Origin of the sequence: Paenibacillus sp. E194 (assembly GCF_000935845.1) — a bacterium.
Classification (GTDB): Bacteria; Bacillota; Bacilli; order Paenibacillales; family Paenibacillaceae; genus Paenibacillus_B; species Paenibacillus_B alvei_B.
In genome coordinates, this window is record NZ_JMDX01000428.1 from 1 (window position 1) to 2,537 (window position 2,537).

Genomic DNA, 2,537 nt, shown 5'->3' on the forward strand with positions numbered 1-2,537 from the left:
GTGAAGGCGCAACGTTGATCGAAGCGTTGACTTACCGTTACCGTCCACACTCCATGGCGGACGATACTACAAAATATCGTACAAAAGACGAAGAAGCAGAATGGGCAATCAAAGATCCACTCGTGCGCTTCGGCAAATACTTGGAGCAAAAAGGTCTTTGGACAGAAGAAGACACAGCTCGCGTAAAAGATGAAGCAAAAAGCAAAAGTAAACGAAGAAATCAAACGTGCTGAAAAAAACAGAGAAAATGACTGTTGCAGGCTTGATCGACAGCATGTTCGAAACAACACCGAAATTCTTGGAAGAGCAAAAAGCAGATTTCCAATAATTCGGACAGCGATTTGATAGTTAACGGGCCTTGCAGTCATGCGAGGACAACGAATCCATATATGGTTCTGTGATAACGGTAAGGAGGAAACGAAGCAATGGCACAAATGAATATGAAAGAAGCAATTCGCGACGCAATGCGCGTTGAATTGAAACGAGACCCTAATGTTGTGGTCTTTGGTGAAGACGTTGGCCATGTCGGCGGTGTTTTCCGTGCGACTGAAGGTTTGCAAAAAGAATTTGGTGAAGAGCGTGTATTTGATACTCCGCTTGCAGAGTCCGCAATCGGCGGTATGGCAGTAGGTTTGGGCGTTCAAGGCTTCCGTCCTGTTGCTGAAATCCAATTCGTCGGTTTCATCTATGAAGCACTTGACCAAATGTGCGTTCAAGCAGCACGCATGCGCTTCCGTTCCGGCGGCCGCTACAATGCGCCAATCGTATTCCGCACACCATTCGGTGGCGGTGTAAAAGCTGCAGAATTGCATACAGACTCCCTTGAAGGATTGATGGTACAAACTCCTGGTATCAAGGTTATTGTTCCATCCAACCCTTATGATGCAAAAGGATTGATGATTTCCGCAATCCGTGACAATGATCCAGTATTCTTCATGGAACACTTGAACTTGTATCATGCATTCCGTGATGAAGTGCCAGAAGGCGAATATACAGTTGAAATCGGTAAAGCAAAAGTTGTTCGTGAAGGTAAAGACGTAACAATTCTTGCATACGGCTTGATGGTTCACACAGCAATGAAAGCCGCTGCTGAGCTTGAAAAGGAAGGCGTGCAAGCAGAAGTTATCGACCTTCGCACATTGGCGCCGCTTGATATCGACACAATCGTTGAGTCCATTAAGAAAACGAACCGCGCTATCGTTGTACAAGAAGCACAAAAAACTTCCGGCGTAGCTGCAGAAGTTATTGCGCAAATCAACGAGAAAGCGATTCTTCACTTGGAAGCACCTGTACTTCGCATTGCAGGTCCAGATACAGTGTATCCTTTCGCACAAATCGAAGATCAATGGTTGCCATCACCAGCTCGTATCGTAGCAGGCGTCAACAAAGTATTGAACTTCTAAGATAGAACCGAACAGAGAGAAGGAGGATTTTACTGTGGCTAAATTTGAGTATCGCTTCCCTGAACTAGGGGAGGGCCTTCACGAAGGCGAAATTATCAAAATGCACATTAAAGCAGGAGACAAGGTAACTGATGATGACATCATCATGGAAGTACAAAACGATAAAGCTATCGTTGAAGTTCCTTGCCCTGTAAATGGTACGGTATTGGAAGTATTCGCGAAAGATGGTCAAGTATGCCACATGGGCGAAGTTGTAGCGATCATCGACGCTGAAGGTGAAATTCCTGAGCAAGATATGCCGGAAGAAGCAGCTCAAGAGGAAGCAGCTCCAGCACCTGCAGCAGCTGAAGCTCCTAAGGCTGAAGGCGTAGCAGCAGCACCTAACCGTGATGTTCTTGCAACTCCAAGCGTTCGCAAGCATGCTCGTGATCTTGGCGTGAACATTGGTGAAGTTCCTGCTACTGGCAAGAACGGCAAAATCACTCGTGAAGATGTAGAGGCGTTCGCTAACGGCGGAGCACCTGCAGCAGCAGCTGAAGCTCCTAAAGCTGAAGCAAAAGCGGCAGCGCCTGCAGCAGCAGCTGCAACTGGCCGTGCGGCTGAAGAAGAGCGCGTACCATTCAAAGGTATCCGCAAAGCGATTTCCAATGCAATGGTTAAATCGGCTTACACAGCTCCACACGTTACAATCATGGACGAAGTGGAAGTTGGCGAGCTTGTTGCATTCCGTACACGCTTGAAGCCAATGATGGAGAAGAAAGGTACGAAAGTAACTTACCTTCCATTCATCGTAAAAGCACTCGTTGCAGCTTGCCGTCAATTCCCTGCGATGAACGCAATGATCGACGAAGCAAACAACGAAATCGTGTACAAAAAGTACTACAATATCGGTATCGCAACAGATACAGACAACGGCTTGATGGTTCCTGTAATCAATGATGCAGATCGTCGCAGCATCTGGATGATCGCTAACGATATTAAAGATTTGGCTAGCCGCGGACGTGAAGGCAAACTTGGCCCGAACGAATTGAAAGGCAGCACAATCACAATCACAACATCGGTTCCGCTGGCGGTATGTTCTTACTCCGATCATCAACTTCCAGAGTTGCAATCTTGGGTACAGGCCGTATCTCC

Annotated in this window: 1 protein-coding gene and 2 pseudogenes; all 3 read left to right on the forward strand. The window is 46.9% G+C overall.

Annotated elements, in window-relative coordinates:
• Positions 1–328 (forward strand): annotated as a pseudogene (locus AZ66_RS28495) (thiamine pyrophosphate-dependent enzyme); the annotation flags it as partial.
• 97 nt (positions 329–425) lie between these two features.
• Positions 426–1,403, forward strand: coding sequence for an alpha-ketoacid dehydrogenase subunit beta (locus AZ66_RS28500; RefSeq protein WP_044358016.1), 978 nt, complete (start codon positions 426–428; stop codon positions 1,401–1,403).
• Positions 1,404–1,437: 34 nt separating this feature from the next.
• Positions 1,438–2,537: pseudogene (locus AZ66_RS28505) on the forward strand (dihydrolipoamide acetyltransferase family protein); the annotation flags it as partial.